Consider the following 24,963-nt stretch of genomic DNA (forward strand, 5'->3'; position numbering starts at 1 on the left):
CCGGTCCTCACAGATCGACGCCGCTGTGCACTGAGCCGCCCCGAAAGGGACGCAGCTTTGCAAGGGACGCCCGGATGTGGCGTCCCTTCGTCGTGTCGGACTCCGGATACAGTCGGTTCCCGTCGTGAGCGATTGAGGGGACCGGCCGCGTGCACCTGAAGAGTCTGACGCTGCGCGGGTTCAAGTCCTTCGCCTCCAGCACCACTCTGCGCTTCGAGCCGGGCATCACCTGCGTCGTCGGCCCGAACGGCTCCGGCAAGTCGAACGTGGTCGACGCGCTGTCCTGGGTGATGGGCGAGCAGGGCGCCAAGTCGCTGCGCGGCGGCAAGATGGAGGACGTCATCTTCGCCGGGACCAGCGGGCGCGCCCCGCTCGGCCGCGCCGAGGTCAGCCTCACCATCGACAACGCCGACGGCGCCCTGCCGATCGACTACTCCGAGCTGACGATCACCCGGACCATGTTCCGCAACGGCGGCAGCGAGTACGCGCTCAACGGCGAGACCTGCCGCCTGCTGGACATCCAGGAGCTGCTCTCCGACTCCGGCATCGGCCGCGAGATGCACGTCATCGTCGGCCAGGGCCAGCTCGACTCCGTCCTGCACGCCGACCCGACGGGCCGCCGCGCCTTCATCGAGGAGGCGGCCGGCGTCCTCAAGCACCGCAAGCGCAAGGAGAAGGCGCTGCGGAAGCTGGACGCGATGCAGGCCAACCTCAACCGCGTCCAGGACTTGGTGGCCGAACTGCGCCGCCAACTCGGACCGCTCGGCCGACAGGCCAGGATCGCCCGCCGCGCCGCCGGCATCCAGGCCGACCTGCGCGACGCCCGGCTGCGGCTGCTCGCCGACGACCTGCTCACCCTGCGCCAGGCCGTCGAGGCCGAGATCGCCGACGAACTCGCGCTGCGACTGCGCCGCACCACCGTCGAACAGGAACTGGCCCGCGCCGTGCAGCGCGAACGGGTGCTGGATGCGCAGGTCCAGCAGCTCGGCCCGAGCCTGGAGACCGCCCGGCAGACCTGGTACCGGCTCTCCGCGCTCGCCGAACGCACCCGCGGCACCATCGGACTGGCCGAGGCCCGGGTCCGGCACGCCGCCGCCGGGGGGCAGGCCGAGGAGCGGCGCGGTCGTGACCCGGAGGAACTGGAACGGGAGGCCGAACGGGTCCGCGAGGAGGAGGCCGCCCTCGCCGAGGCACTGGAGGAGGCCCAGTACGCGCTGGCCGAGACAGTCGAGCGCAAGAGCGAGCTGGAACGCGAGCTGGCCGCCGAGGAACGCCGGCTGCGGGACGCCGCCCGGGCCATCGCGGACCGCCGGGAGGGCCTGGCCCGGTTGCAGGGGCAGGCGGTCGCGGCCCGCTCCAAGGCCGCCTCGGCCGAGGCCGAGATCGGCCGCCTCACCGAAGCCCGGGACGAGGCGCTGCTGCGCGCCGAGGCCGCCCAGGGTGAACTGGACGAGCTCCAGCAGCAGGTCGACGGCCTGACCGGGGACGACGAGCAGGCAGAGGCCGGGCACCGGCAGGCCCGGGAACGGCTGGCCGCGGTGGAACGGGAGCTGGCTGCCGCCCGGGAGACGGCCGGGGCCGCCGAGCGCGAACGGGCCGGGCTCACCGCGCGGCACGAGGCGCTCTCGCTCGGACTGCGCCGCAAGGACGGCACCGGCGCGCTGCTGGACGCGGGGGAGCGGCTGACCGGGCTGCTGGGTCCGGCGGCCGCGCTGCTGCGGATCGAGGCCGGGTGCGAGGTACCCGTCGCCGCAGCGCTCGGGGCGGCGGCCGACGCGGTGGCCGTGGACTCGCCGTCCGCCGCCGCCGGGGCGCTGCGGTTGCTGCGCGACCAGGACGCCGGGCGGGCCGCGCTGCTGATCGCCGGGGCCGCGGAAGTTCCGCATCCGGCCGGGGAGTTGCCGGACGGGGCCCGCTGGGCCGGTGAACTGGTGGACGGCCCGGCCGAGTTGCTCGCCGCCGTCCGCAACCTGCTGGCCGGGGTGGCGGTGGTCGCCGACCTGGACTCGGCGCTGCGACTGGTCGCCGAACGCCCCGGACTGTCCGCCGTCACCGCCGAGGGGGACCGGCTGGGCACCGGCTTCGCCCACGGCGGCTCCGGCGGCGCGCCCAGCCTGCTGGAGACCCAGGCGGCCGTGGACGAGGCGGCCCGGGCGATCGGGGAACTCACCCTGCGCTGCACCGAGTCGGCCGAGCGGTTGGCCGAACTCACCGAGCTGCGCCGGGAGTCGGCCACCGAGGTGGAGCAACTCGCCGAGCTGCGGAGGCAGGCGGAGAAGGAGCGGGCCCAGGTGGCCGGTGCGCTCGGCCGCCTCGGCGGACAGGCCCGCGCCGCCGCCGGGGAGGCCGAACGGTTGTCGGCCGCCGCCGCCCGGGCCGAACAGGGCCTGGCCGAACTGCTCGCCACCGCCGAGGAGCTGGCCGAACGGCTCGCCGTGGCCGAGGAGTCGGCGGACGCCGGGGAGGACGAGCCGGACCCCGCCGAGCAGCAGCGACTGGCCGAGGCCGCCTCCGCCGCCCGGCAGGCCGAGCTGGAGGCCCGGCTCGCGGTGCGCACCCACGAGGAGCGGGTCCGCGCCCTGGCCGGCCGGGCCGACCAGCTGGACCGGGCCGCCCGCGCCGAACGGGAGGCGCGCGCCCGGGCCGCCGAGCGCCGTCGCCGCGCCGAGCACGACGCCGGGGTGGCGACGGCCGTCGCTGCGGGCGCCCGGCAGCTGCTGGCCTGCCTGGAGGTGTCGCTGTCCCGCGCGGACGCCGGGCGCGCGGCGGTCGAACAGGCGCGTGCCGAGCGCGAGGACGAACTGCGGGAGCACCGGGAGCACGGCCGCGGCCTCAAGGAGGAGCTGGACAAGCTGGTCGACGCCGGGCACCGGGACGAGGTGCTGCGGGCGGAGAAGCGGCTGCGGATCGAGCAGCTGGAGGCCCGGGCGCTGGAGGAGTTCGGCATCGACGGGGGCGAACTGCTCGCCTCGTACGGGCCGGACCAGCCCGTCCCGCCGTCGACGCCCGAGGAAGGGCAGGATCCGGGGGAGCCGTACCCGTACGTCCGGGCCGAGCAGGAGAGGCGGCTGAAGGCCGCCGAGAAGGCGTACCAGCAGCTCGGCAAGGTCAACCCGCTGGCGCTGGAGGAGTTCGCCGCGCTGGAGGAGCGCCACCAGTTTCTCGGCGAGCAACTGGACGACCTCAAGCGCAGCCGGCGCGACCTGCTGGACATCGTCCGGGACGTGGACCAGCGGGTCGAGCAGCTGTTCACCTCGGCGTACCACGACACCGCGGCCCAGTTCGAGGGCGTCTTCGCCCGGCTCTTCCCGGGCGGCGAGGGACGGCTGGTGCTGACCGACCCGGACAACATGCTCACCACCGGGGTCGAGGTGGAGGCCCGCCCGCCCGGCAAGAAGGTCAAGCGGCTGTCGCTGCTGTCCGGCGGCGAGCGTTCGCTGACCGCGGTGGCGCTGCTGGTGGCGATCTTCAAGGCCCGGCCCAGCCCCTTCTACGTGATGGACGAGGTGGAGGCGGCGCTGGACGAGACCAACCTGCGCCGGCTGATCGGGATCATGGAGGAGCTGCGGGAGAGCTCCCAGTTGATCGTGATCACCCACCAGAAACTGACCATGGAGTCCGCCGACGCCCTGTACGGCGTGACCATGAAGGGCGACGGGATCTCCCAGGTGATCAGCCAGCGGCTGCGGGAGGAGCACAAGGAGCGGCGGCCGGCAGGCGTCCGAACGGTGACGGTCTAGGGCGGCTGCGGTCCATCCGGGCTCCGGTCGCGGATACTGGACGGGTTATGGAATACGTGATCCTTGCCGTAGTCATCGCCGTGATCGCCATCGGCGCGATCGCGGGCCTCGTCGTTTCCGGCAGACGACGCCAGCAGCTGCCCCCGAAGTCGCAGGCGCCGGTCATCACGGCGCCGAAGACCACCCCGCAGGAGCCTCAGGTCGGCGAGGAGGCCGCGCCGCCCACCGAGGCGCCGCGCCGCACCGTCGAGGAGGTTCCGCTTCCCGAGGCCCCCGCGGCCCCCGAAGCCCCCGAGGTCGTCGAGGCCGTCGAGGTCGAGGCTCCCGAAGCGGCCGAGGCGGCGCCCGCCGTCGAGGTCCCCGAGCCCACCGCCGGCCGGCTGGTCCGGCTGCGCTCCCGGCTCTCCCGCTCGCAGAACTCGATCGGCAAGGGCCTGCTCTCGCTGCTCTCCCGCGAGCACCTGGACGAGGACACCTGGGAGGAGATCGAGGACACCCTGCTCACCGCCGACGTCGGTGTCACCCCGACCCAGGAGCTGGTCGAGCGGCTGCGCACCCGGGTGAAGGTGCTCGGCACCCGGACGCCCGACGAGCTGCGCGCGCTGCTGCGCGAGGAACTGGTCGAGCTGATCGGCAAGGACTCCGACCGCACCGTCCGCTCCGTCAAGCACGAGGAGGGCCCGGCCGTGGTCCTGGTCGTCGGCGTCAACGGCGTCGGCAAGACCACCACCACCGGCAAGCTGGCCCGCGTCCTGGTCGCCGACGGCCGCAGGGTGGTGCTCGGCGCCGCCGACACCTTCCGGGCCGCCGCCGCGGACCAGCTGCAGACCTGGGGCGAGCGGGTCGGTGCGCACACCGTGCGCGGCCCGGAGGGCGGGGACCCGGCCTCGATCGCCTTCGACGCGGTCAAGGAGGGCATCGCCGAGGGCGTGGACACCGTGCTGATCGACACGGCCGGCCGACTGCACACCAAGACCGGCCTGATGGACGAGCTGGGCAAGGTCAAGCGGGTCGTCGAGAAGCACGGCCCGGTGGACGAGGTGCTGCTGGTGCTGGACGCCACTACCGGTCAGAACGGCCTGATCCAGGCCCGGGTGTTCGCCGAGGTGGTGGACATCACCGGCATCGTGCTGACCAAGCTGGACGGCACCGCCAAGGGCGGCATCGTGGTCGCGGTGCAGCGCGAGCTGGGCGTGCCGGTCAAGCTGATCGGTCTGGGCGAGGGCGCGGACGACCTGGCGCCGTTCGAGCCGGGTGCGTTCGTGGACGCGTTGATCGGGGACTGACCGGGGCTCCCCGTCGGTCGAAGGGTCCGTTCCTGCGGGAGCGGGCCCTTTCGCGTGCCCCGGGAGGGCCCGCCCCGAGCCGAAGGGGCGCGCCGGTGCCGGAGCGAAGGGCGTCGGCGCCGGGTCAGAGCGCCCCGGAGGCGAACGGGCGAGTCGCGACGAGCGGGCGAGTCACGAGGCGATCCAGGCGGGCTCGGCGGTGCGCTCGCGGCTGCGGTGGCAGGCGTAGGCGAGGGTCCCGAGCAGCAGTCGGGCCTCGGGCGGGCAGCCGGCGTTGTCGCGGGTGGGGCGGCGCAGCCAGCGGACCGGGCCGAGCCCGCCGAGGACGGTGGGCGGGGCGGCGACGTAGCCGCCCTCGCCGTGGCAGGCCAGGTCGAGCGCGGCGTCGTCCCAGCCCATCCGGTAGAGCAGGTCGGGCAGTCGACGGGCGGTCCCGGCGGCGACCAGGAACTGCAGCCGGCCGGTGGGCGGGGCGAGCACCGGGCCGACCTGGGTGCCCATCCGCTCCAGCCGGACCAGCGCCTGCAGGCCGGCCTGTTCGGGGACGTCCAGGACGTCGAAGGCGCGGCCGGTGGGGAACAGGACGGAGCCCTCGGCGCCGACGGCCCGGGCCCGGCTCCCGGTGCCCGGCACGGGGTGCAGGCCGGGCGCGGCGCAGCGGTGGGCGCCGCAGGGACAGCGGGTCGGGGCAGGGGCGCCACCGGCCGATGCGCCGGTGGCCGGGTCGCCGGTGGCGACCGCCCAGCCCCAGCGGCCGGTGTACTCCGCGGCGGCCTGGGACGCGGTGACCTTGGTGCGGCGGCGCGCGCCCAGCGGTGCCAGCCGCAGGTGCCCCAGTCGAAGTTCGCCGAACAGGTTGTCCATGCCTCCCCCAACAGGTTCTCGTTGCCGATGGTTACGGGATGGTGACTGTGTGTTGATTGTCCGTTGCGTGGTGCGTTGTGCGGTGGCGGCGCGCAGCGCTTGGCGTGCGCCTGTTGCGGTGGTGCGCCTCGGGCGCCGCCTTGTGGGGGCGGCGCCGATGCCGGATCGTCGGGTGCGCGAGGCTGTTGCTGTCCCGAGTGGGCGGCGAACTCGCTTGTGACTGCGGTGGATTGCGGGGTCCGCCGGGTCCGTCGGCGTTGGCCGGAGGACTTGGCGGTCCGCATATGCCGGACCGTCGGGCCTATCCAGTGAAGCGTGTGCCCCCTGGCTTCGGTTCACTCCTGGGGGTGGCGAAAGGTGGCGTTTCGCCAGGGCCGCTCCCACGGGTACCTCGCGGGGCACTACGTTCAGCACACGGACGTCGCCATGGAGTCTGCTCCGGGCCGCCGGGGAACGGGAGTTGGGGATCTGATGCACCGTCCGGGGCGATGGCACACCAGTACGACGAGGCGGTACCGCAACACCTCAGGCACGGCACGTCTGGCAAGAGCCCGCAACCGTCGGGCGGTCACGATCGGGGGCCCCGAAGGGGCCGGGCGGGATGGGGACATTACCCATGGCAGAGAAGCAACCCAATGAGAAACTGACCACGTGGTTCGCCCGCAGTGGCTGGTCAAAGGGGGAGTTGGCCCGCCAGGTCAACCGCCGGGCCCGGCAGATCGGCGCCCACCACGTGTCGACCGACACCTCGCGGGTGCGCCGCTGGCTCGACGGCGAGCAGCCCCGCGAGCCGATCCCCAAGATCATGTCGGAGCTGTTCTCCGAGCGCTTCGGCTCCGTGGTCTCGATCGAGGACCTCGGCCTGCGCGCCGCGATCCCGGTCTCCACCGTCGGCGGCGGCGTGGACCTGCCCTGGAGCGCCCCGCAGACCGTCCAGCTGATCAGTGAATACTCCCGCAGCGACCTGATGCTCAACCGCCGGGGCTTCCTCGGCACCTCGCTCGCGCTGACCGCCGGCGCCGCGCTGATCGAGCCGATGCAGCGCTGGCTCGCCCCCGGCCCGACCGGCGTGCCCACCCCGATCCTCACCGCGGCCAACGGCGGCGAGGCGTTCACCGGCCGGCTCTCCGAGCCCGAGCTGGAACTGCTGGAGCAGACCACGGTCATGTTCCGCCAGTGGGACGCCCAGAACGGCGGCGGGCTGCGCCGCAAGGCCGTGGTCGGCCAGCTCCACGAGGTCACCGACCTGCTCCAGGAGACGTACACCGAGAACACCACCAAGCGGCTGTTCCGGCTCACCGCCGAGCTCGCCCACCTGGCCGGCTGGATGTCCTACGACGTCGGGATGCACCCGAGCGCGCAGAAGTACTACGTGCTCGCCCTGCACGCGGCCAAGGAGGCCGGCGACCGCCCGTTCGGCGCCCTGATCCTCACCGACATGAGCCGCCAGATGATCCACCTCAACCGGGGCGAGGACGCCCTGGAACTGATCCACCTGGCGCAGTACGGCAGCCGGGACACGGCCACCCCGCGCCAGCAGTCCCTGCTGTACGCGATGGAGGCGCGCGCCTACGCCACCATCGGCGAGGTGAACCGCTGCGCCAGGGCGATCCGGCTGGCCGAGGACACCTTCACCGACATCCGGGAAGGGGACGGCGATCCGGACTGGCTGAAGTTCTTCTCGCCGGCCGAGCTGAACGCCGAGAACGCGCACTCCTTCCGCGACCTCGCGTACCACTCGGACAACGCCCAGCTGTACGCCTCGCTGTCCGCGCCGGTGATGGAGCGCGCGGTCGACCTGTTCCGGCAGGACGAGGACCACGTGCGCTCGTACGCCTTCAACCTGATCGGCATGGCCAGCGTGCACCTGCTGCAGAAGGAGGCCGAGGAGGCGGTGGTGTACGCCGAGCAGGCGGTGGACATCGCGACCAAGGTGCGCTCGGAGCGGCTGAACTCCCGGGTGCGCAAGACCACGGAGGCCGCCTCCGCCCGGTTCAAGGGCGTGGACGCGGTGAGCCGGCTCAAGGAGCGGGTGGTCCAGGACATCCCGGAGTACGTCTCGGTGGTCTGAGCGACCCCCCGCACCGGACTCCACCGACCGCGACGGCCGCCGCCGCCGCGGTCGGTGGCTTCTGGGCCACCGGTGGTGACGTGCGGCGGCACGGTAGCCCATCCGGCCCTGGGACGGGGCCGCGGTTCACATGCCCGTAACCCGCGCGACGCACGCGTCACGGCCGCGAAACAACCGACCGCACTGGCCGAAACCAGTCTTCGGCACTCTCCTCTTCATCGCCGCCACCCCGGGGGGCACGGGACAGGTGCCCGGGGTGTGGAGCGGCTTTCACGCAGAGGAGACGCCGATGCCGGACGGCTTCAGCGCGGGCGACACCGCCTTCGTGCTCATCAGTGCGGCCCTGGTCATGGTGATGACCCCGGGCCTGGCCTTCTTCTACGGGGGCATGGTCAGGGCCAAGAGCACACTGAACATGCTGGCGATGAGCTTCCTCTCGCTCGGCATCGTCAGCGTGCTCTGGGTCCTCTACGGGTACTCACTCAGCTTCGGGCCCGACTCCTTCGCCGGACTCATCGGCAACCTGGACTTCCTCGGGATGCGCGGGATCGGGTTGAACGAGCTGACCGGGTCCATCCCGGTGACCGCGTTCGCGGTCTTCCAGCTGATGTTCGCGATCATCACCCCGGCGCTGATCAGCGGCGCCATCGCGGACCGGGCCAAGTTCGCCGCCTGGGGCCTGTTCATCGCGCTCTGGGTGACGATCGTCTACTTCCCGGTGGCGCACTGGGTGTTCTTCTTCGACAACGGCCACGGCGGCTGGCTCGGCGACAGAAACGGCGTGATCGACTTCGCCGGCGGGACGGCCGTGCACATCAACGCCGGTGTCGCGGGCCTCGCACTCTGCCTGGTGCTGGGCAAGCGGGTCGGCTTCAAGAAGGACCCGATGCGCCCGCACAGCCTGCCGCTGGTGATGCTCGGCTCCGGGCTGCTGTGGTTCGGCTGGTTCGGCTTCAACGCCGGCTCGGCGCTGGCCGCCAACGGCGTGGCCGCGATGGCGATGGTCAACACCCAGGTCGCCACAGGTGCGGCGCTGGTCGGCTGGCTGATCTACGAGAAGCTCAAGCACGGCGCGTTCACCACGCTGGGCGCCGCCTCCGGCGCGGTGGCCGGACTCGTCGCGATCACCCCGGCCTGCGGCTCGGTCAGCCCGCTCGGCGCCGTGGCGATCGGCCTGATCGCGGGCGCGGCCTGCGCAGCCGCCGTCTCGCTGAAGTACCGCTGGGGCTTCGACGACTCCCTCGACGTGGTGGGCGTACACGCGGTCGGCGGGGCGATCGGCTCGCTGCTGATCGGCCTGTTCGCCACCGGCGGGGTCGGCCAGACCGCCAAGGGCCTGTTCTACGGCGGCGGGCTGGGCCAGCTCGGCAAGCAGGCGATGGGCGTGGCGGTGGTCGCGGCGTACTCGTTCGTGCTGTCCTGGCTGCTGGCGAAGGCGGTCGACAAGCTGGTCGGCTTCCGGGTCACCGAGGAGGTCGAGGTGGCCGGCATCGACCAGGCCGAACACGCCGAGTCCGCCTACGATTTCAGCGCCGTGGGCGCCGGCCTGGCCCGGGCCCTGCCGAGCCTGGGCGGTGTCGCCCCCGAGCCGGTTGCCGTGTCCGTCGAGAAGCCCGTTGAGAAGACCGAGGTCGACGCCTGATGAAGCTCATCACCGCTGTGATCAAGCCGTACCGCCTGGACGAGGTGAAGGCCGCCCTGCAGGCCTTCGGGGTCCACGGCCTGACCGTCACCGAGGCCAGCGGCTACGGCCGCCAGCGCGGCCACACCGAGGTCTACCGGGGCGCCGAGTACACCGTGGACCTGGTGCCGAAGATCCGGATCGAGGTCCTGGTCGAGGACGAGGACGCCGACGGCCTCATCGACGCCCTGGTGAAGGCCGCCCGGACCGGGAAGATCGGCGACGGCAAGGTGTGGAGCATCCCGGTCGACACCGCCGTCCGGGTCCGCACCGGCGAACGCGGGCCGGACGCCCTGTGACGCCCTGACCGATCGGCGGGCCCGCACCCCTCCCGGGGGCGCGGGCCCGCCGACGGCGTACCGGCGCCCGGCCGGGCCGCAGGCCGTACGGCGCCGACGACCGACCGCTCGGCGGCCCACCTGACGGACGGGACCCACGCGCATGACCACCGAGACCAGCCCCTCCGACTCCTCCGACCACGCCGCCGCCCGGGCCCAGCTGCTCGACCGGCCCGGCCTGACCGGCCGCGACCGTCGGGCCGCGCTCGCCCGGCTCACCGACGACTGGCTGGCCGGGCTGCTCGCCGCCGCCGGCGCCCCCGCCTCCGGCGTCGCCCTGGTGGCCGTCGGCGGCTACGGGCGCGGCGAACTGTCCCCGCGCAGCGACCTGGACGTCCTGCTGCTGCACGACGGCCCGATCGCCCGCGAGTTGCCCGAGCGGATCTGGTACCCGGTCTGGGACGCGGGCGCCAAGCTCGACCACTCGGTGCGCACCGTCGCCGAGGCCCGCTCCGTCGCCGCCTCCGACCTCAAGGCCCAGCTCGGCCTGCTGGACGCCCGCCACCTCGCCGGGGACGCGGCGCTCACCGCCGCGCTGCGCTCCGCGGTGCTCACCGACTGGCGCGCCGGTGCCCCCGCGCGCCTGCCCGAGCTGCGCGAGCTGGGCCGGGAGCGGGCCGAACGCCACGGTGAGCTCTCCTTCCTGCTGGAGCCCGACCTCAAGGAGGCCCGCGGCGGGCTGCGCGACCTGGTCGCGCTGGACGCGATCGCCGCCACCTGGCTCGCCGACGCGCCCCGGGACGGCCTGGAGGCCGCCGCGCTGCGGCTCGCCGACGTCCGCGACGCGCTGCACCTGGCCACCGGACGGGCCACCGAGCGGCTCAGCCTCCAGGACCAGGACCAGGTCGCCGAGCGGCTCGGTGTGCTGGACGCCGACACCCTGCTGCGCCAGGTCTACGAGGCCGCCCGGACCATCGCCTACGCGAGCGACGTCACCTGGCGGGCGGTGGACCGGGTCCTGGCCGCCCGCTCCGGCCGGGGCCGCCGGACGGGCCGGCGGGGCTTCCCGTTCACCGGCGTCGGCCGCGGCACCGGTGCGGTGGCCCGCGGCGCGGTCGAGCGCCGCCCGCTCGCCGAGGGCGTGGTCGAGCAGGACGGCGAGGCGGTGCTCGCCCAGGCCGCCCGCCCGGCCACCGACCCGGTGCTGCCGCTGCGCGCCGCGGCCGCCGCCGCCCAGAACGGGCTGACCGTCTCGTACGCGACGGTGCGCCGGCTGGCCGCCGAGTGCCGACCGCTGCCGGTGCCCTGGCCGGACGAGGCACGCGCACAACTGGTCACCCTGCTCGGCGCGGGGGAGGCCGCCGTCCCCGTGTGGGAGGCGCTGGAGGCGGAAGGGCTGGTCACCCGGCTGCTGCCGGACTGGGAGCGGGTGCGCTGCCGTCCGCAGCGCAACGCGGTGCACCGCTGGACGGTGGACCGGCACCTGGTGGAGACGGCGGTGCGGGCCGCCGCGATGACCCGCCGGGTAGCCCGGCCGGACCTGCTGCTGGTCGCCGCGCTGCTGCACGACATCGGCAAGGGCTGGCCCGGTGACCACAGCGAGGCGGGTGAGGTGATCGTCCGCGACGTGGCCGCCCGGATGGGCTTCGGGGCCGAGGACACCGAGACCCTGGCGGTGCTGGTCCGCCACCACCTGACCCTGGTGGACACCGCGACCCGGCGCGACCCGGACGACCCGGCCACCGTCGAAGCGATCACCAAGGCGGTCGGCACCCTGCCGGAGCTGGAACTGCTGCACGCGCTCACCGAGGCGGACGCGCTGGCCACCGGCCCGGCCGCGTGGAGCAGCTGGCGGGCCTCACTGGTGGACGGCCTGGTGGCCCGGGCCGCCGCCCGGCTCGCCGGGGCCGGCGGCGAGCCCGCAGAGGGGGCGCCCACCGCCGGGCAGGAGCGGCTCGCGGTCGAGGCCGCCCGCACCGGCGAGCCGGCGCTGTCGCTGCTGGCCCAGGCCGCGGGGGCGGACCCGGGCACCGAACCGATGGGCGTCGAGCTGACCCTGGCGGTCCCGGACCGCCCGGGGCTGCTCGGCACGGTCGCCGGGGTGCTCGCGCTGCACCGGCTGACGGTCCGCTCGGCCGGCCTGCGCGAACTGGACCCGATCGGCGCGGGCCCGGTGCTGCTGCTGTCCTGGCGGGTGGCCGCCGAGTTCGGCGAGCTGCCGGAGGCCGCCAGGCTGCGCGCCGACCTGCGCCGGGCGCTGGACGGCTCGCTGGACGTCTCCCGCCGCCTCACCGAGCGGGACGCCGCCGCCCCGCGCCGCAAGGGCATCCCCACCCCGCCGCCGCTGGTCGCGGTGGCGCCCGCGGTGGCCTCGGCGACCGCGACCGTGCTGGAGGTCCGCGCGCACGACGCCCCCGGACTGCTGCACCGGATCGGTCGGGCGCTGGACGGGGCGGGGGTGCGGGTGCGCACCGCGCACGTCTCCACGCTGGGCGCGGAGGCCGTCGACTCGTTCTACCTGACCGACGCGGCGGGCCGTCCGCTCACCGCCGAGCGGGCCGGAGAGGTGGCGGCGGCGGTGCGGGCGGCGCTGGACTGAGAACCGGTCGGGGCGGGGGTTTCGGCAGGGGTGGAGACCGTACCCGGGGCGGCCGGATACCCTGGGGGACGACGACCGTACCGATACCGATGCCGCAGAGGACCCGCGCCGACGTGTTCGACACCCTTTCCGATCGCCTCGCAGCGACGTTCAAGAACCTCCGGGGCAAGGGCCGCCTGAGCGAGGCGGACATCGACGCCACCGCCCGCGAGATCCGCATCGCGCTGCTGGAGGCGGACGTCGCGCTGCCGGTCGTCCGGGCCTTCATCAAGCAGGTCAAGGAGCGGGCGCTCGGCGCCGAGGTCTCCGGCGCGCTGAACCCGGCGCAGCAGATCATCAAGATCGTCAACGAGGAGCTCATCGCGATCCTCGGTGGCGAGACCCGCCGGGTGCGGTTCGCCAAGAACGGCCCGACGGTCATCATGCTCGCCGGTCTGCAGGGTGCCGGTAAGACCACCCTCGCGGGCAAGCTCGGCTTCTGGCTGAAGAGCCAGAAGCACACCCCGCTGCTGGTCGCCTGTGACCTCCAGCGCCCCAACGCGGTCAACCAGCTCCAGGTGGTCGCCGAGCGGGCTGGCGTGGCCTTCTACGGCCCGCAGCCGGGCAACGGCGTCGGCGACCCGGTGCAGGTCGCCAAGGACTCGATCGAGTACGCCAAGCAGAAGCAGTACGACGTCGTCATCGTCGACACCGCCGGCCGCCTGGGCATCGATGCCGAGCTGATGCAGCAGGCCGCCGACATCCGCGCCGCGGTCAACCCGGACGAGGTCCTCTTCGTCGTCGACGCGATGATCGGTCAGGACGCGGTCACCACCGCGCAGGCCTTCCTCGACGGCGTCGACTTCACCGGTGTGGTGCTCTCCAAGCTCGACGGCGACGCCCGCGGCGGTGCCGCCCTGTCGGTCGCGCACGTCACCGGCCGGCAGGTCATGTTCGCCTCCAACGGCGAGAAGGTCGACGACTTCGACGCCTTCCACCCGGACCGGATGGCCTCGCGCATCCTGGGCATGGGTGACGTCCTCTCGCTGATCGAGAAGGCCGAGCAGACCTTCTCGCAGGCCGAGGCCGAGAAGATCGCCGCCAAGCTGCGCGGCGGCCCGAAGCAGTTCACCCTGGACGACTTCCTGTCGCAGCTGGAGCAGGTCCAGAAGATGGGCTCGATCTCCAAGCTGCTCGGCATGCTGCCCGGCATGGGCCAGATCCGCGAGCAGATCAACAACATCGACGACAAGGACGTCAACCGGGTCGGCGCGATCATCAAGTCGATGACCCCGGCCGAGCGCGCCGAGCCGGAGCTGATCAACGGCTCGCGCCGGGCCCGCATCGCCAAGGGTTCGGGTGTCCAGGTCGGCGAGGTGAAGAACCTGGTCGAGCGGTTCTTCGACGCCCGCAAGATGATGTCCGCGATGGCCTCCGGCAAGGGCATGCCCGGCATGCCGGGGATCCCGGGCATGGGCGGCGGCGCGAAGAAGTCCGCCAAGAAGGCCCCGCAGGCCAAGGGCAAGCGCAAGAGCGGCAACCCGCTGAAGCGTGCGCAGGAGGAGGCCGCAGCCGCCGAGCGCCGGGCGCTCGGCCCGGGCGCCGGCCAGGGTCCGGCCGACGGCGGCGCGTTCGGCCTCGGTGCGGGCAAGGGCCCGGCCGACTTCGAGCTGCCCAAGGAGTTCAAGGACCTGCTGTAGTCCTCGGCCCTCGGCCCGGCCTGCCCGGCCTGAGCGCTTCTGATCGGCTTCGGTCGGTCCTGAGCCGTTGTGATCGGCCCGTCGTCCGGTGTTCTCCGGACGGCGGGCCGTTCATATGTCCGATGATGCTGCCATGTCCGATGATGTTGGCGTGCGAGTGATGATCAGGGCCCCGAGGGCCGAGGACGAGGTTGTGTACGCCGAGGCGGTCCGTCGGTCCGCCGAGCACATCGGGCGGTGGAACCCGGTCGAGCCGGACGGGCTGCCGGAACTGCTGGAGCGCCAGGGACCGGGCCTGCGCACCTTCCTGATCTTCGACCGGGACTCCGGCGGGCTGGTCGGCAAGGTGAACGTCGCCAACATCGTGATGGGCCGGTTCTGCAACGGCGCGCTGGGCTACGACTCGTACCTGCCGTTCGCCGGCACCGGGCGGATGACCGAGGGCCTGCGGCTGGTCCTGGACCGCTGCTTCGCCCCGCAGTCGGCCGACGGGCTGGGCCTGCACCGGCTGGAGATCAACGTGCAGCCGGAGAACGAGCGCTCGATCGCGATGGCCAAGCGGCTGGGTTTCCGGCACGAGGGCTTCACGCCGCGGATGCTGTTCCTGCAGGGGGACTGGCGCGACCACGAGCGCTTCGCGTTGACCGCCGAGGAATGGCCGGGCACCGCGGCGTAGCCACCGGGAGCGCGGACCCCGGCGCGGCCGTACGGCCGGTGGGGCGCGGCGTTGCGGTTGGCTCGTCCGAGCACCTGTCCGTATCGTCCGGTGGGTGACCGAACCCGCGCCGCCGCGCCAAACCCCCGACCAGCCCTGGCGGTCCGAGGGCGCCCCGCCCCCGCCGCCGCCCCGCCGCCGGATGCCTGGCGGCTGGGCGGGCCTCGTCCTCACCGCACTCGTGGTGTTCCTGATCTCCGACCTGCTGCTGTCGTTCTTCGGCAACGAGGGCACCACCACGATCTCCTACACCGAGTTCAACAACCAGTTGAACAAGGGCAACATCACCAAGATCTACTCCAAGGGCGACGCGATCGAGGGCACCCTCAAGAGCGCCCAGCCCAAACCGGACGGCGGCAAGGGCAGCTACACCGAGTTCGACACCCAGCGCCCCTCCTTCGCGGGTGACAACCTGTGGGCCACCCTGCAGCAGCACGGCGTCGAGGTGACCGCGACCTCGCCGGTGCAGCAGCGCAGCTTCCTCACCAACCTGCTGCTCTCGCTCGCCCCGATGCTGCTGCTGGTCTTCATCTGGGTGCTGCTCGCCCGCCGGATGGCCGGCGGCCTCGGCGCCGGGCCGCTCGGCCGCAAGGCCCCGCCCAAGCCGGTCACCGCCGAGCAGGGCAAGCGAACCACCTTCGCCGACGTGGCCGGCATCGACGAGGTCGAGGCCGAACTCACCGAGGTGGTCGACTACTTGAAGAACCCCGACCGGTACCGCAGGCTCGGCGCCAAGATGCCGCGCGGGGTGCTGCTCAGCGGCCCGCCCGGGACCGGCAAGACCCTGCTGGCCCGGGCCGTGGCCGGCGAGGCGGACGTACCGTTCTTCTCCGCCTCCGCCTCCGAGTTCATCGAGATGATCGTCGGCGTCGGCGCCAGCCGGGTGCGCGAACTGTTCGCCGAGGCCCGCAAGGTCGCCCCGGCGATCATCTTCATCGACGAGATCGACACCATCGGCCGCCAGCGCGGCGCCGGCGGCGGCATGGGCGGGCACGACGAGCGCGAGCAGACGCTCAACCAGATCCTCACCGAGATGGACGGCTTCTCCGGCTCCGAGGGCGTCATCGTGATCGCCGCGACCAACCGGGCGGACGTGCTCGACCCGGCGCTGCTGCGCCCCGGCCGCTTCGACCGGCGGATCACCGTCAGCCCGCCCGACCGGGAGGGCCGCGCCGCCATCCTGCGCATCCACACCCGGACCGTCCCGCTGGCCGGCGGCACCGACCTCACCCAGCTGGCCAAGGTCACCCCCGGGATGACCGGCGCCGAACTCGCCAACCTGGTCAACGAGGCCGCCCTGCTGGCCGTCAAGCGCCAGCAGGACGCGGTCAACGAGCGGGACCTCTCGGACGCCCTGGAGAAGGTCCAACTCGGCGCCGTGCGGCCGCTGGTGATGCCCCAGGAGGAGCGCGAGCGGACGGCGTACCACGAGAGCGGACACGCGCTGCTGGGCATGCTCCAGCCCGGCGCGGACCCGGTCCGCAAGATCACCATCGTGCCGCGCGGCCGCGCGCTCGGCGTGACCCTCTCCACCCCGGAGAACGACCGCTACTCGTACACCGAGCCTTACCTGCGCGGCCGGATCATCGGCGCGCTCGGCGGGATGGCGGCCGAGCAGGTCGTCTACGGCGTGATCACCACCGGCGCGGAGAGCGACCTGGAGCAGGTCACCAGCATCGCGCGGGGGATGGCCGGGCGCTGGGGGATGAGCGAGCGGGTCGGGCGGCTCACCGCCGTGCCCGCGGACGTGCAGGGCGCCGGTGCCTACGGGCTCTCCGCGGCGCCGACCACGCTGGACGCGGTGGACGAGGAGGCCCGGCGGATCGTCGCCGAGTGCTACGAGGACGCGGTGCGGATCCTGACCGAGCAGCGGCACCGGTTGGACGCGCTGGCGGCGGCGCTGCTGGAGGCGGAGACGCTGGACGAGGAGGCGGCGTACCGGGCGGCGGGGGTGCCGCGGGAGGCCTCGGACTCGGAAGCGGAGCCGGGCTCGGGCTCGGCTTCCGCCTCGGGCTCCGCCTCGGGCTCGGGTGGGGACGGGGACGGCGGGTCGGACGGGAAGTCGCTCGACCAGGCGTGAAGTCGGTGCCGGGGGCGCTCGCCGAGATGGCGGGCGCCCCCGGTTTCCGTTGTCCGGCTTCCGTTTCCGATCGGTTCTGTTCGTGCCCGGTGCCGTCTCCGCCTGGTCCTGGCACGGTCGTTCTCTGTGAACGCCCTACCGCGGCCGTTCGGCGACCAGGTAGCGGAAGACGTTCTCCATCCGGACCGTGCCGTCCGGGCGCAGGTACGGCTGCAGCGCCTCCTCCAGCTCCTTGGCCACCAGCGAGGCGCCGGAGAACTCCTCGGCCGCCTCGAACAGCCCGGTGGAGAGCAGGCCGCGGACCGCGCTGTCGAGGTCCGGGTAGGCGAACGGGCAGCTCACCCGGCCGCTGCCGGCCGGGCGCAGGCCGGCCGGGGCGAGCAGGTCCTCCAGCGTGCCGGGCGCGCTCAGCTCGAACGGGTCGCGCGCGGTGGTCCGGCCCGCCCTCCGGCGGGCCACGTCCAGCACCGGGGCGCTCTGGCAGCGCTCCGGCGGGCCCCAGGCGGCGAGCACCACGTGCCCGCCCGGAAGGGTGAGCCCGGCCGCCTCGGCGACCACCGCGCGGGGCTCGGCGGCGCCGGGCAGCTGCTCGAAAACGGTCACCAGGGAATGGGCCGAGCGGGGGACGGCCGCGGTCGGCCGGGCCCCGGCGCACACCCGCAGTCGACGGTTGCGGGCCAGCTCACGCAGCTCGTCCCGCGGCTCCTGCCCGGCGACCTGGGCGCCCCGTCCGGCCGCCAGCAGCAGGGCCAGTCCGGACCGGCAGCCCAGTCCCAGCACGCTGCTGGCCGGGCCGACCTCCAGGCGGTCGTACACCGCCTCGTAGAGGGGTACCAGCATGCGTTCCTGGATCTCCGCCCAGTCGCGCGCCCGCGCGGGCGCGGCGGCCCCGGGCTGCGGGTGGTGCGATCGTGCGCCTGTTGGTCGTACGGTCGTGCCGGTCGTCCGAGCTGAAGCCATCGCGGCCTCCCATCCGGTCCTTCGGTGTGCTGCTACGGCTCCCCCAAAGTCCCGCCCCACTCCAGCGAACAGCGGGTCGGGCCCGGCGTCCAGAGGGGTGCAGGGTGGTGCGCGCGTGTCGCGGTCGTGCGCCCCCTGCGGGGGCCGTAACCACTGCCGCGGGTGCGATACCGATTCGAAACCGGAGGGCCGCGCCCCGTACGATTCGGCCATGGCTAAGGCACCCGTTCTCACCCCCCAGGCGGAAGACTTCCCCCGCTGGTACCAGGACCTCATCAACAAGGCCGAGCTGGCCGACAACGGTCCGGTGCGCGGCACCATGGTCATCCGACCGTACGGCTACGGCCTGTGGGAGCGGATGCAGCAGGAGATGGACGCGCGCATCAAGAAGGCGGGCGCGCAGAACGCCTACTTCCCGATGTTCATCCCGCAGTCCTACCTGACCAAGGAAGCCGAGCACGTCGAGGGCTTCGCGCCCGAGCTCGCGGTGGTCACCCACGGTGGCGGCAAGCAGCTGGAGGAGCCGGTCGTCGTCCGGCCGACTTCCGAGACGATCATCAACGAGTACTTCTCCAAGTGGGTGCAGAGCCACCGCGACCTGCCGCTGCTGATCAACCAGTGGGCCAACGTGGTCCGCTGGGAGCTGCGTCCGCGTGTCTTCCTGCGCACCACCGAGTTCCTCTGGCAGGAGGGCCACACCGCCCACGCCACCTACGAGGACGCCCGTGAGTACGCGTCGATGATCCACACCCAGGTCTACGGCGACTTCATGACCAATGTGCTCGGCATCGACGTCGTGCTCGGCCGCAAGACCGCCAAGGAGCGCTTCGCCGGCGCCATCAACACCCTCACCCTGGAGGGCATGATGGGCGACGGCAAGGCCCTGCAGATGGGCACCAGCCACGAGCTGGGCCAGAACTTCGCCAAGGCGTTCAACACCACCTACCAGCTGCAGGGCGCCGAGCGCGAGCACGTCTGGCAGACCTCCTGGGGCGTCTCGACCCGCATGGTCGGCGGCCTGATCATGTCCCACGGCGACGACAACGGCCTGCGGGTGCCCCCGCGCCTGGCCGCGGTCCAGGCCGTCGTGCTGGCCATCAAGGGCGACGACGCCGTCATTGCCAAGGTCCGCGAGATCGGCGCCGCGCTGGAGGCGGCCGGCATCCGGACCGTCGTCGACGACCGCACCGACACCCCGTTCGGCCGCCGCGCCGTCGACTGGGAGCTCAAGGGCGTTCCGCTGCGCATCGAGGTCGGCCCGCGCGACCTGGAGAACGGCACCGCGATGCTGGCCCGCCGCATCCCGGGCGGCAAGGAGCCGGTCTCCATCGACGCCCTGGCCGCGCTGCTGCCGGGCATCCTGGAGGAGGACCAGGCGCTGCTGCTGCGCCAGTCCCGCGAGCGTCGCGAGGCCCGCACCGTCGACGTCAAGACCCTCGACGAGGCCGTCGAGGCCGCCGCGACCGGCTGGGGCCGGATCTCCTGGGCCGACCTCGGCCCGGAGGGCGAGGCCAAGCTGTCCGAGCAGGGCGTCACGGTGCGCTGCATCGTCGCGGCCGACGGTTCGGTGCCGCAGTCGGACGACCAGGACGGCAATATCGCGATCGTCGCGCGTGCGTACTGATGCCTGTTACCCGCAGGCGATGACCGTTAGCGGCGACATTCGCCCGGAATGCGGGTTGGTAAGAATCCGGTAACTCTCTCGGGGGACTACCGACACCCGACATCCCTACTGGCCGGTCAACTGCCGGTATTAACGGAATAGCGGTACGGTGTACGGCCCGTGGCCCTGTCAACTTCGGCGGGTCCACGGGCCGTACGTCCCTGGGGCGACAGCCCGTCCCTCGGACGGAATTCACGAGGCCCGCCGACTCTGCGACGGGCCGAAACCGGCAGGGGGTTGGTCTTGCGTCAGATCCGGAACGCGCAATTCGCGCACAGTCGCGCATTCCTGGGAGTTCCCTGGGAATTCCCGGAGAACGGGAACATGCGGAACATCGGCTCGCCCTGCATCGTTGGTCTAGCGTGAGCACGACACAGCCCCTCGTCCTCGCGGCCGAACTGGCCGCCGCCTGGAGTGACATCCAGGCCTACCACCAGGACCTCCCGGACCTGGCCTCGCCCGAGGCCCTGATCGGCGAGTCCTCCTCGGCCTGTGGCACGCGGCTCGGTTTCGAGCGGCTCCTCCACGAGGCTGCCCACGGTCTGGCCGCGGCCCGGGACATCCGGGACACCTCGCGCGCGGGCCGCTACCACAACCGGCGCTTCCTGATGCTCGCCTCCGAGCTGGGCCTGGCGCACCCGGTCGAGCCGCACGCGAGCAGCGGCTTCTCCCAGGTGACCATGCTCAAGGAGACGCAGGAGCGCTACGCCGAAACCATCGAGCGCCTGGACCGCGCCCTTGGCGCGCACCAGGAAGCGGTGGCCGGCGACGGCACCAACCGAGCCTTCCGCGGCCCGGCCGCCCGGCACGGGTCCTCCGGCGGCGGCGTTCGGGTCAAGGCGGTCTGCGGCTGCGGACGCAACGTCCGGGTCGTGCCGTCCGTGCTGGCGCAGGCGTCCATCGTCTGCGGCGCGTGCCAGCAGCCGTTCAAGATCGCGTAACCGGTCGTCCGGGACCGGTCGGCGACTGTGCGGGCAGTCGGCGCGACCGGGGTGATCGGACGATCGGAGTCGGTGAGTCTGTGGGCTGACCGGGAGCGGGGGCTCCCGGTCGAGCCCTGAACCGTGTGTTCCGGGCCTTGGGCGCCGCGGTCCCCGGCGGTCTGAGCAGCTCGGTCCGCAGAGGTCGGGTGAAGGCCGTCCTCGCCGGTATGGCAGAATGGACAGCTGAGTACTCGGCAGCCGAGCAGGACCCCTCTCTCCTACGGCTGGCGTGTCCCTTGAACGCCCCGCCCCGCAACCCCACGCGGATGGCGAGGACGCTCACCCACGTCAACACCAGGAGAATCCACTCCCGTGGCAGTCAAGATCAAGCTGAAGCGTCTCGGCAAGATTCGCTCCCCGCACTACCGCATCGTCGTCGCCGACGCCCGCACCAAGCGTGACGGTCGCGCGATCGAGGAGATCGGCATCTACCAGCCGACCTACAACCCCTCGAAGATCGAGGTCGACAGCGACCGCGCCCAGTACTGGCTGTCCGTCGGCGCCCAGCCGACCGAGCCGGTGCTCGCCATCCTGAAGCTGACCGGCGACTGGCAGAAGTTCAAGGGCCTGCCGGCTCCGGCGCCGCTGAAGGTCGCCGAGCCGAAGGTCGAGGACTTCTCGCACCTGTTCGCCAAGGCCGTCGCCGGCTTCGAGGACGCCACCACCGGTGTCGCCATCACCCCGAAGGCCAAGAAGTCGGACAAGGCCGAGGCCGACGCCGACGCCGCCGCCGAGGCCTGATCGTGATCGAGGACGCCCTCGACCACTTGGTGAAGGGCATCGTCGAGCACCCCGACGAGGTGCAGGTGCGCTCGCGCAACCTGCGTCGGGGCAACACCATCGAGGTGCGAGTGCACCCCGATGACCTCGGCAAGGTGATCGGCCGGGGCGGCCGCACGGCGCGCGCTCTGCGCACCGTGGTCGGCGCCCTCGGCGGTCGCAACGTCCGGGTCGACCTGGTCGACGTGGACAACATTCGCTGACGCAGCTGCTCGTTCAGCCGTCGGGCTTGAGGCCGACCGGGACGCATGTCGTCCCGGTCGGCCTTTTTTTGCTGGCTCCCGCGGCGCGTGTGCCACGCGCCGCCACGTGCCGGCTGCTCTGCTTACCTGTCTCTGCCCTCTCGCTCAGCAACTCCAGGAGAACGATCACCGTGCAGCTCGTCGTCGGCAGGATCGGCCGCGCCCACGGCATCAGGGGGGACGTCAGTGTCGAGGTCCGCACCGACGAGCCGGAACTCCGGCTCGGCCCCGGTGCCGTCCTGCTCACCGACCCGGCCTCGGCCGGACCGCTGACCATCGAGTCCGGCCGGGTGCACAGCGGCCGACTGCTGCTGCGCTTCGCCGGCGTCAAGGACCGCAACGCGGCCGAGGCGCTGCGGGGCACCCTGCTCATCTCCGAGGTCGACCCGGAGGAGCGGCCCGAGGACCCGGAGGAGTACTACGACCACCAGCTGATCGGCCTCGACGTGGTGCTGCTCGACGGCACCCCGGTCGGCGAGCTGACCGAGGTGGTCCACCTCCCGTACCAGGACCTGCTCACGGTGAAGAAGGCCGACGGGACGGAGGTGCTGGTGCCCTTCGTCAGCCAGATCGTGCCGACCATCGACCTGGAGAACCAGCGTGCCGTGATCACCCCGCCGGCCGGGCTGATCGACCCCGAGCAGGCCGAGGTCGCCGGTGCGGCGGGCGGGGCCGGCGAGTCCGGTGAGTCCGGTGATTCGGCGAAGTCGGGGGAGTCGGCGTGACCGCTGAGCAGACCCCCCAGGTCGACGGTCCGGGTGTCGTTCCCGATGCCGGTCCGGGCGTCGGTCCGGCCGTCGGCCGGGATGCCGCCGCGGGCGTCCAGTCCGGGATGCGGATCGACGTCGTCACGATCTTCCCCGAGTACCTGGAGCCGCTGAACATCTCGCTGGTCGGCAAGGCCCGCGCCCGCGGCCAGCTGGACGTGCACGTCCACGACCTGCGCGAGTGGACCCACGACGTGCACCGCACGGTGGACGACAGCCCGTACGGCGGCGGCCCCGGCATGGTGATGAAGCCCGAACCGTGGGGCGAGGCGCTGGACGCGGTCGTCGCCGGCGGACCCGAGGGCGAGCTGCCCACGCTCGTCGTGCCCACTCCGAGCGGGCGCCCGTTCACCCAGGAGCTCGCCCAGGAGCTGGCCGGCCGCCCCTGGCTGGCGTTCACCCCCGCGCGGTACGAGGGCATCGACCGCCGGGTGATCGAGGAGGCGGCCACCCGGATGCCGGTGGTCGAGGCCTCGATCGGTGACTACGTGCTGGCCGGCGGCGAGGTCGCGGTGCTGGTGATGGTCGAGGCGATCGCCCGGCTGCTGCCCGGCGTGCTCGGCAACGCCGAGTCCCACCGGGACGACTCCTTCGCCCCCGGCGCGATGGCCGACCTGCTGGAGGGCCCGGTCTTCACCAAGCCCGCCGAGTGGCGCGGCCGGACCGTGCCGGACGTGCTGCTCAGCGGCAACCACGGCAAGATCGCCCGCTGGCGCCGGGAGCAGGCCTTCGCCCGCACCCTGGCCAACCGGCCCGACCTGGTCGAGCGCTGGCAGTACGGCGCCTTCGACAAGAAGGACCGCCAGGCGCTCAGCGTCCTGGGCCTGGCCTGGGACGAGGAGCTCGGCCGATTTCGGTCCGTGGCCGGTGGTGTGGAAGAATAGGCGGCTGCTGTCTGTCGCTGGTCCCCTCCCGTAGGGGGCACGTGGACCGGCGCCCCCGCCACGGGGGGATCGCCGTCAGCCGACGCGGCCCGCAGCAGACCCCATTGTGACGAACTTCCGTGGGCGGCCCGTGGCGCCTGCGATGGAGAGCAACATGAGCAACAAGCTCGCTGCTGTCGACGCGGCCTCGCTGCGTAGCGACATTCCGGCCTTCCGCGCCGGTGACACCCTGAAGGTTCACGTCCGGGTCATCGAGGGCAACCGCTCCCGTGTCCAGGTCTTCCAGGGCGTCGTCATCCGCCGCCACGGCGCCGGCGTCGGTGAGACCTTCACCGTCCGCAAGGTCAGCTTCAACGTCGGCGTGGAGCGCACCTTCCCGGTGCACACCCCGGTCGTCGAGAAGATCGAGGTCGTGACCCGCGGTGCGGTTCGCCGCGCCAAGCTGTACTACCTGCGTGACCTCCGCGGCAAGGCCGCGAAGATCAAGGAGAAGCGCGACCGCTGATCCACCGGCCCCCGGCCACGCCGGGGGATCGGAGCGCTCTGAAGGGCCGGGCGGCCGCAAGGTAAGCTCAGCCCCCGATGAGCACGCACGAACCACCCGCGGACCGCGACAGCAGTCCCGCACCCTTCGGTGCGGACTCGCTGTCGCGGTCCGCGGCCGTTTCTGGGGGTGTTTCGGGGGAGGGTTCCGCGGCAGTTTCTGCTGCGGGTGCGGATGTCGGTGCGGATGTCGGTGCCGGCGTGGGTGCCGGTGTCCTCGCTGAGGAGCTGCGCGACGGCGAGGAGCCGCACGAGGGTGCGGAGCCGAGCGAAGGCGAGGGCGAGGAGCCGGACGAGGGGTCCGGGCACTCGCGGTCGCGGGACCTGTTGCTGTTGGTCGGGACCTGCCTGGCGGCCGTGCTCCTGGTGAACGCCTTCGTCGCCCGTCCGTTCACGGTGCCCTCCGGCTCGATGGAGGACACCCTGCGGCCCGGCGACCGGCTGATCGCCAACCAACTCGCCTACGCCTTCGGTGGCCACCCCCAGCGGGGCGATGTCGTGGTCTTCGACGGGACGGGCTCCTTCCTCCCCGAGTCGGCCGAGCAGCCGGGCTTCTGGGACAACCTTCGTTCGCTCGGCCGGGACCTCGGGCTCGCCCCGGCCGGGGACACGGTCTACGTCAAGCGCGTGATCGGAGTCGGCGGGGACCGGGTGACCAGCACCGGCCCGGGCAAGTCGATCACCGTCAACGGCGTGCCGGTCGACGAGACCTCCTACCTGGACCCGGGCGACCAACCGTCCGGCGTGGCCTTCGACATCGTGGTGCCGGCCGGCAAGCTGTTCGTGCTGGGCGACCACCGGAGCGCCTCCCGGGACTCCCGCGACCACCTCGGCGAGCCCGGCGGCGGCTTCGTGCCCGAGGACAAGGTGATCGGCCGGGCGGACTGGCTGGTCTACCCGTTCTCGCGCTGGACCGGTCTGGACCGGCCTGCGGCCTTCGCCGCGATTGCGGGGACGGGTGGTCATGGGGACCAGAGGTAGGGGACGGGTCGCCGACCACCCGGCCACGGAGCCGGGTGACACCGGACCGGGCGGCGCCGCGCCCGACCCTGCCCTGCCGGTTCGCGGCCGCGCCGAGCGCCGCCGCAGCGCCCGGCGCGCGGCCCGTCGGCGCAAGCGCTCGCTGCTGCGCGAGTTCCCGCTGATCA

General features: G+C 73.0%; 19 protein-coding genes. 17 read left to right on the plus strand and 2 right to left on the minus strand.

Annotated features, from left to right (window positions below):
- Nucleotides 1-149 precede the first annotated feature (149 nt).
- Both smc and ftsY read left to right on the plus strand, forming a co-directional pair.
- Nucleotides 150-3,740 (plus strand): chromosome segregation protein SMC, encoded by a 3,591-nt coding sequence (smc, locus tag ACIRYZ_RS32880; protein WP_402951442.1) that lies wholly within the window; start codon nt 150-152, stop codon nt 3,738-3,740.
- Nucleotides 3,741-3,787: 47 nt separating this feature from the next.
- A complete protein-coding gene (gene ftsY / locus ACIRYZ_RS32885) occupies nt 3,788-5,026 on the plus strand; it encodes a signal recognition particle-docking protein FtsY (protein WP_402951445.1) in 1,239 nt (412 codons plus the stop codon).
- A gap of 171 nt (nt 5,027-5,197) precedes the next feature.
- Here ftsY and ACIRYZ_RS32890 read toward each other — a convergent pair whose 3' ends face one another.
- Nucleotides 5,198-5,890, minus strand: a complete 693-nt coding sequence (locus tag ACIRYZ_RS32890; protein WP_402951448.1) for a bifunctional DNA primase/polymerase — start codon at nt 5,888-5,890, stop codon at nt 5,198-5,200.
- A gap of 616 nt (nt 5,891-6,506) precedes the next feature.
- On the opposite strand from ACIRYZ_RS32890, the gene ACIRYZ_RS32895 reads away from it, so the two are divergent.
- The 7 genes from ACIRYZ_RS32895 to ftsH all read left to right on the plus strand — a co-directional run bounded on the left by ACIRYZ_RS32895 (nt 6,507) and on the right by ftsH (nt 16,993).
- Nucleotides 6,507-7,961, plus strand: a complete 1,455-nt coding sequence (locus ACIRYZ_RS32895; RefSeq protein WP_393034669.1) for a hypothetical protein — start codon at nt 6,507-6,509, stop codon at nt 7,959-7,961.
- A 289-nt stretch (nt 7,962-8,250) separates the two neighbouring features.
- On the plus strand, nt 8,251-9,603 hold the full coding sequence (locus ACIRYZ_RS32900) for an ammonium transporter (protein WP_402951451.1): 1,353 nt from the start codon (nt 8,251-8,253) through the stop codon (nt 9,601-9,603).
- Nucleotides 9,603-9,941, plus strand: coding sequence for a P-II family nitrogen regulator (locus ACIRYZ_RS32905; RefSeq protein WP_380612682.1), 339 nt, complete (start codon nt 9,603-9,605; stop codon nt 9,939-9,941). Before ACIRYZ_RS32900 ends, ACIRYZ_RS32905 begins: the two co-directional genes overlap by 1 nt.
- Before the next feature lie 142 nt (nt 9,942-10,083).
- A complete protein-coding gene (locus tag ACIRYZ_RS32910) occupies nt 10,084-12,519 on the plus strand; it encodes a [protein-PII] uridylyltransferase (protein ID WP_402951454.1) in 2,436 nt (811 codons plus the stop codon).
- 113 nt (nt 12,520-12,632) lie between these two features.
- Complete coding sequence (ffh, locus tag ACIRYZ_RS32915; RefSeq protein WP_402951544.1) at nt 12,633-14,198, plus strand: signal recognition particle protein; 1,566 nt, start codon at nt 12,633-12,635, stop codon at nt 14,196-14,198.
- 133 nt (nt 14,199-14,331) lie between these two features.
- Complete coding sequence (locus tag ACIRYZ_RS32920) at nt 14,332-14,874, plus strand: GNAT family N-acetyltransferase (protein ID WP_387622283.1); 543 nt, start codon at nt 14,332-14,334, stop codon at nt 14,872-14,874.
- A gap of 94 nt (nt 14,875-14,968) precedes the next feature.
- Nucleotides 14,969-16,993, plus strand: coding sequence for an ATP-dependent zinc metalloprotease FtsH (ftsH, locus tag ACIRYZ_RS32925; protein WP_402951457.1), 2,025 nt, complete (start codon nt 14,969-14,971; stop codon nt 16,991-16,993).
- Nucleotides 16,994-17,128: 135 nt separating this feature from the next.
- Here the strand turns inward: ftsH and ACIRYZ_RS32930 are convergent, their stop codons facing one another.
- Nucleotides 17,129-17,953 (minus strand): class I SAM-dependent methyltransferase, encoded by an 825-nt coding sequence (locus ACIRYZ_RS32930; RefSeq protein ID WP_402951460.1) that lies wholly within the window; start codon nt 17,951-17,953, stop codon nt 17,129-17,131.
- 211 nt (nt 17,954-18,164) lie between these two features.
- Between ACIRYZ_RS32930 and proS the strand changes: the two genes are divergently transcribed.
- The 8 genes from proS (at nt 18,165) to lepB (ending at nt 24,796) form a co-directional block, all read left to right on the plus strand.
- The gene (proS, locus tag ACIRYZ_RS32935; RefSeq protein WP_380612687.1) at nt 18,165-19,577 is read left to right on the plus strand and encodes a proline--tRNA ligase; all 1,413 of its coding nucleotides are present in this window, start codon (nt 18,165-18,167) and stop codon (nt 19,575-19,577) included.
- A 401-nt stretch (nt 19,578-19,978) separates the two neighbouring features.
- The gene (locus ACIRYZ_RS32940) at nt 19,979-20,557 is read left to right on the plus strand and encodes a hypothetical protein (protein ID WP_188307074.1); all 579 of its coding nucleotides are present in this window, start codon (nt 19,979-19,981) and stop codon (nt 20,555-20,557) included.
- A 354-nt stretch (nt 20,558-20,911) separates the two neighbouring features.
- The gene (gene rpsP / locus ACIRYZ_RS32945; RefSeq protein ID WP_402951464.1) at nt 20,912-21,340 is read left to right on the plus strand and encodes a 30S ribosomal protein S16; all 429 of its coding nucleotides are present in this window, start codon (nt 20,912-20,914) and stop codon (nt 21,338-21,340) included.
- A gap of 2 nt (nt 21,341-21,342) precedes the next feature.
- The gene (locus ACIRYZ_RS32950; RefSeq protein ID WP_030056773.1) at nt 21,343-21,582 is read left to right on the plus strand and encodes an RNA-binding protein; all 240 of its coding nucleotides are present in this window, start codon (nt 21,343-21,345) and stop codon (nt 21,580-21,582) included.
- A gap of 170 nt (nt 21,583-21,752) precedes the next feature.
- A complete protein-coding gene (gene rimM, locus ACIRYZ_RS32955; RefSeq protein ID WP_402951467.1) occupies nt 21,753-22,346 on the plus strand; it encodes a ribosome maturation factor RimM in 594 nt (197 codons plus the stop codon).
- 107 nt (nt 22,347-22,453) lie between these two features.
- Nucleotides 22,454-23,272, plus strand: coding sequence for a tRNA (guanosine(37)-N1)-methyltransferase TrmD (gene trmD / locus ACIRYZ_RS32960; protein ID WP_393034715.1), 819 nt, complete (start codon nt 22,454-22,456; stop codon nt 23,270-23,272).
- A 154-nt stretch (nt 23,273-23,426) separates the two neighbouring features.
- On the plus strand, nt 23,427-23,777 hold the full coding sequence (gene rplS, locus ACIRYZ_RS32965; protein ID WP_063347674.1) for a 50S ribosomal protein L19: 351 nt from the start codon (nt 23,427-23,429) through the stop codon (nt 23,775-23,777).
- A gap of 239 nt (nt 23,778-24,016) precedes the next feature.
- Nucleotides 24,017-24,796 carry a signal peptidase I gene (gene lepB, locus ACIRYZ_RS32970; RefSeq protein WP_402951470.1) on the plus strand — a complete coding sequence of 260 codons (780 nt, stop codon included), beginning with the start codon at nt 24,017-24,019 and terminating at the stop codon, nt 24,794-24,796.
- Nucleotides 24,797-24,963 lie beyond the last annotated feature (167 nt).

This window comes from Kitasatospora sp. NPDC101155 (genome assembly GCF_044768305.1).
Lineage (GTDB): Bacteria > Actinomycetota > Actinomycetes > Streptomycetales > Streptomycetaceae > Kitasatospora.

Coding starts and splice junctions, on each gene's coding strand:
- ftsY (WP_402951445.1), top strand. CDS start 3,788: ATGGAATACGTGATCCTTGCCGTAGTCATCGCCGTGATCGCCATCGGC.
- ACIRYZ_RS32890 (WP_402951448.1), bottom strand. CDS start 5,890: ATGGACAACCTGTTCGGCGAACTTCGACTGGGGCACCTGCGGCTGGCA.
- ACIRYZ_RS32895 (WP_393034669.1), top strand. CDS start 6,507: ATGGCAGAGAAGCAACCCAATGAGAAACTGACCACGTGGTTCGCCCGC.
- ACIRYZ_RS32900 (WP_402951451.1), top strand. CDS start 8,251: ATGCCGGACGGCTTCAGCGCGGGCGACACCGCCTTCGTGCTCATCAGT.
- ACIRYZ_RS32905 (WP_380612682.1), top strand. CDS start 9,603: ATGAAGCTCATCACCGCTGTGATCAAGCCGTACCGCCTGGACGAGGTG.
- ACIRYZ_RS32910 (WP_402951454.1), top strand. CDS start 10,084: ATGACCACCGAGACCAGCCCCTCCGACTCCTCCGACCACGCCGCCGCC.
- ACIRYZ_RS32920 (WP_387622283.1), top strand. CDS start 14,332: ATGTCCGATGATGTTGGCGTGCGAGTGATGATCAGGGCCCCGAGGGCC.
- ACIRYZ_RS32930 (WP_402951460.1), bottom strand. CDS start 17,953: ATGGCTTCAGCTCGGACGACCGGCACGACCGTACGACCAACAGGCGCA.
- proS (WP_380612687.1), top strand. CDS start 18,165: ATGGCTAAGGCACCCGTTCTCACCCCCCAGGCGGAAGACTTCCCCCGC.
- trmD (WP_393034715.1), top strand. CDS start 22,454: ATGCGGATCGACGTCGTCACGATCTTCCCCGAGTACCTGGAGCCGCTG.
- rplS (WP_063347674.1), top strand. CDS start 23,427: ATGAGCAACAAGCTCGCTGCTGTCGACGCGGCCTCGCTGCGTAGCGAC.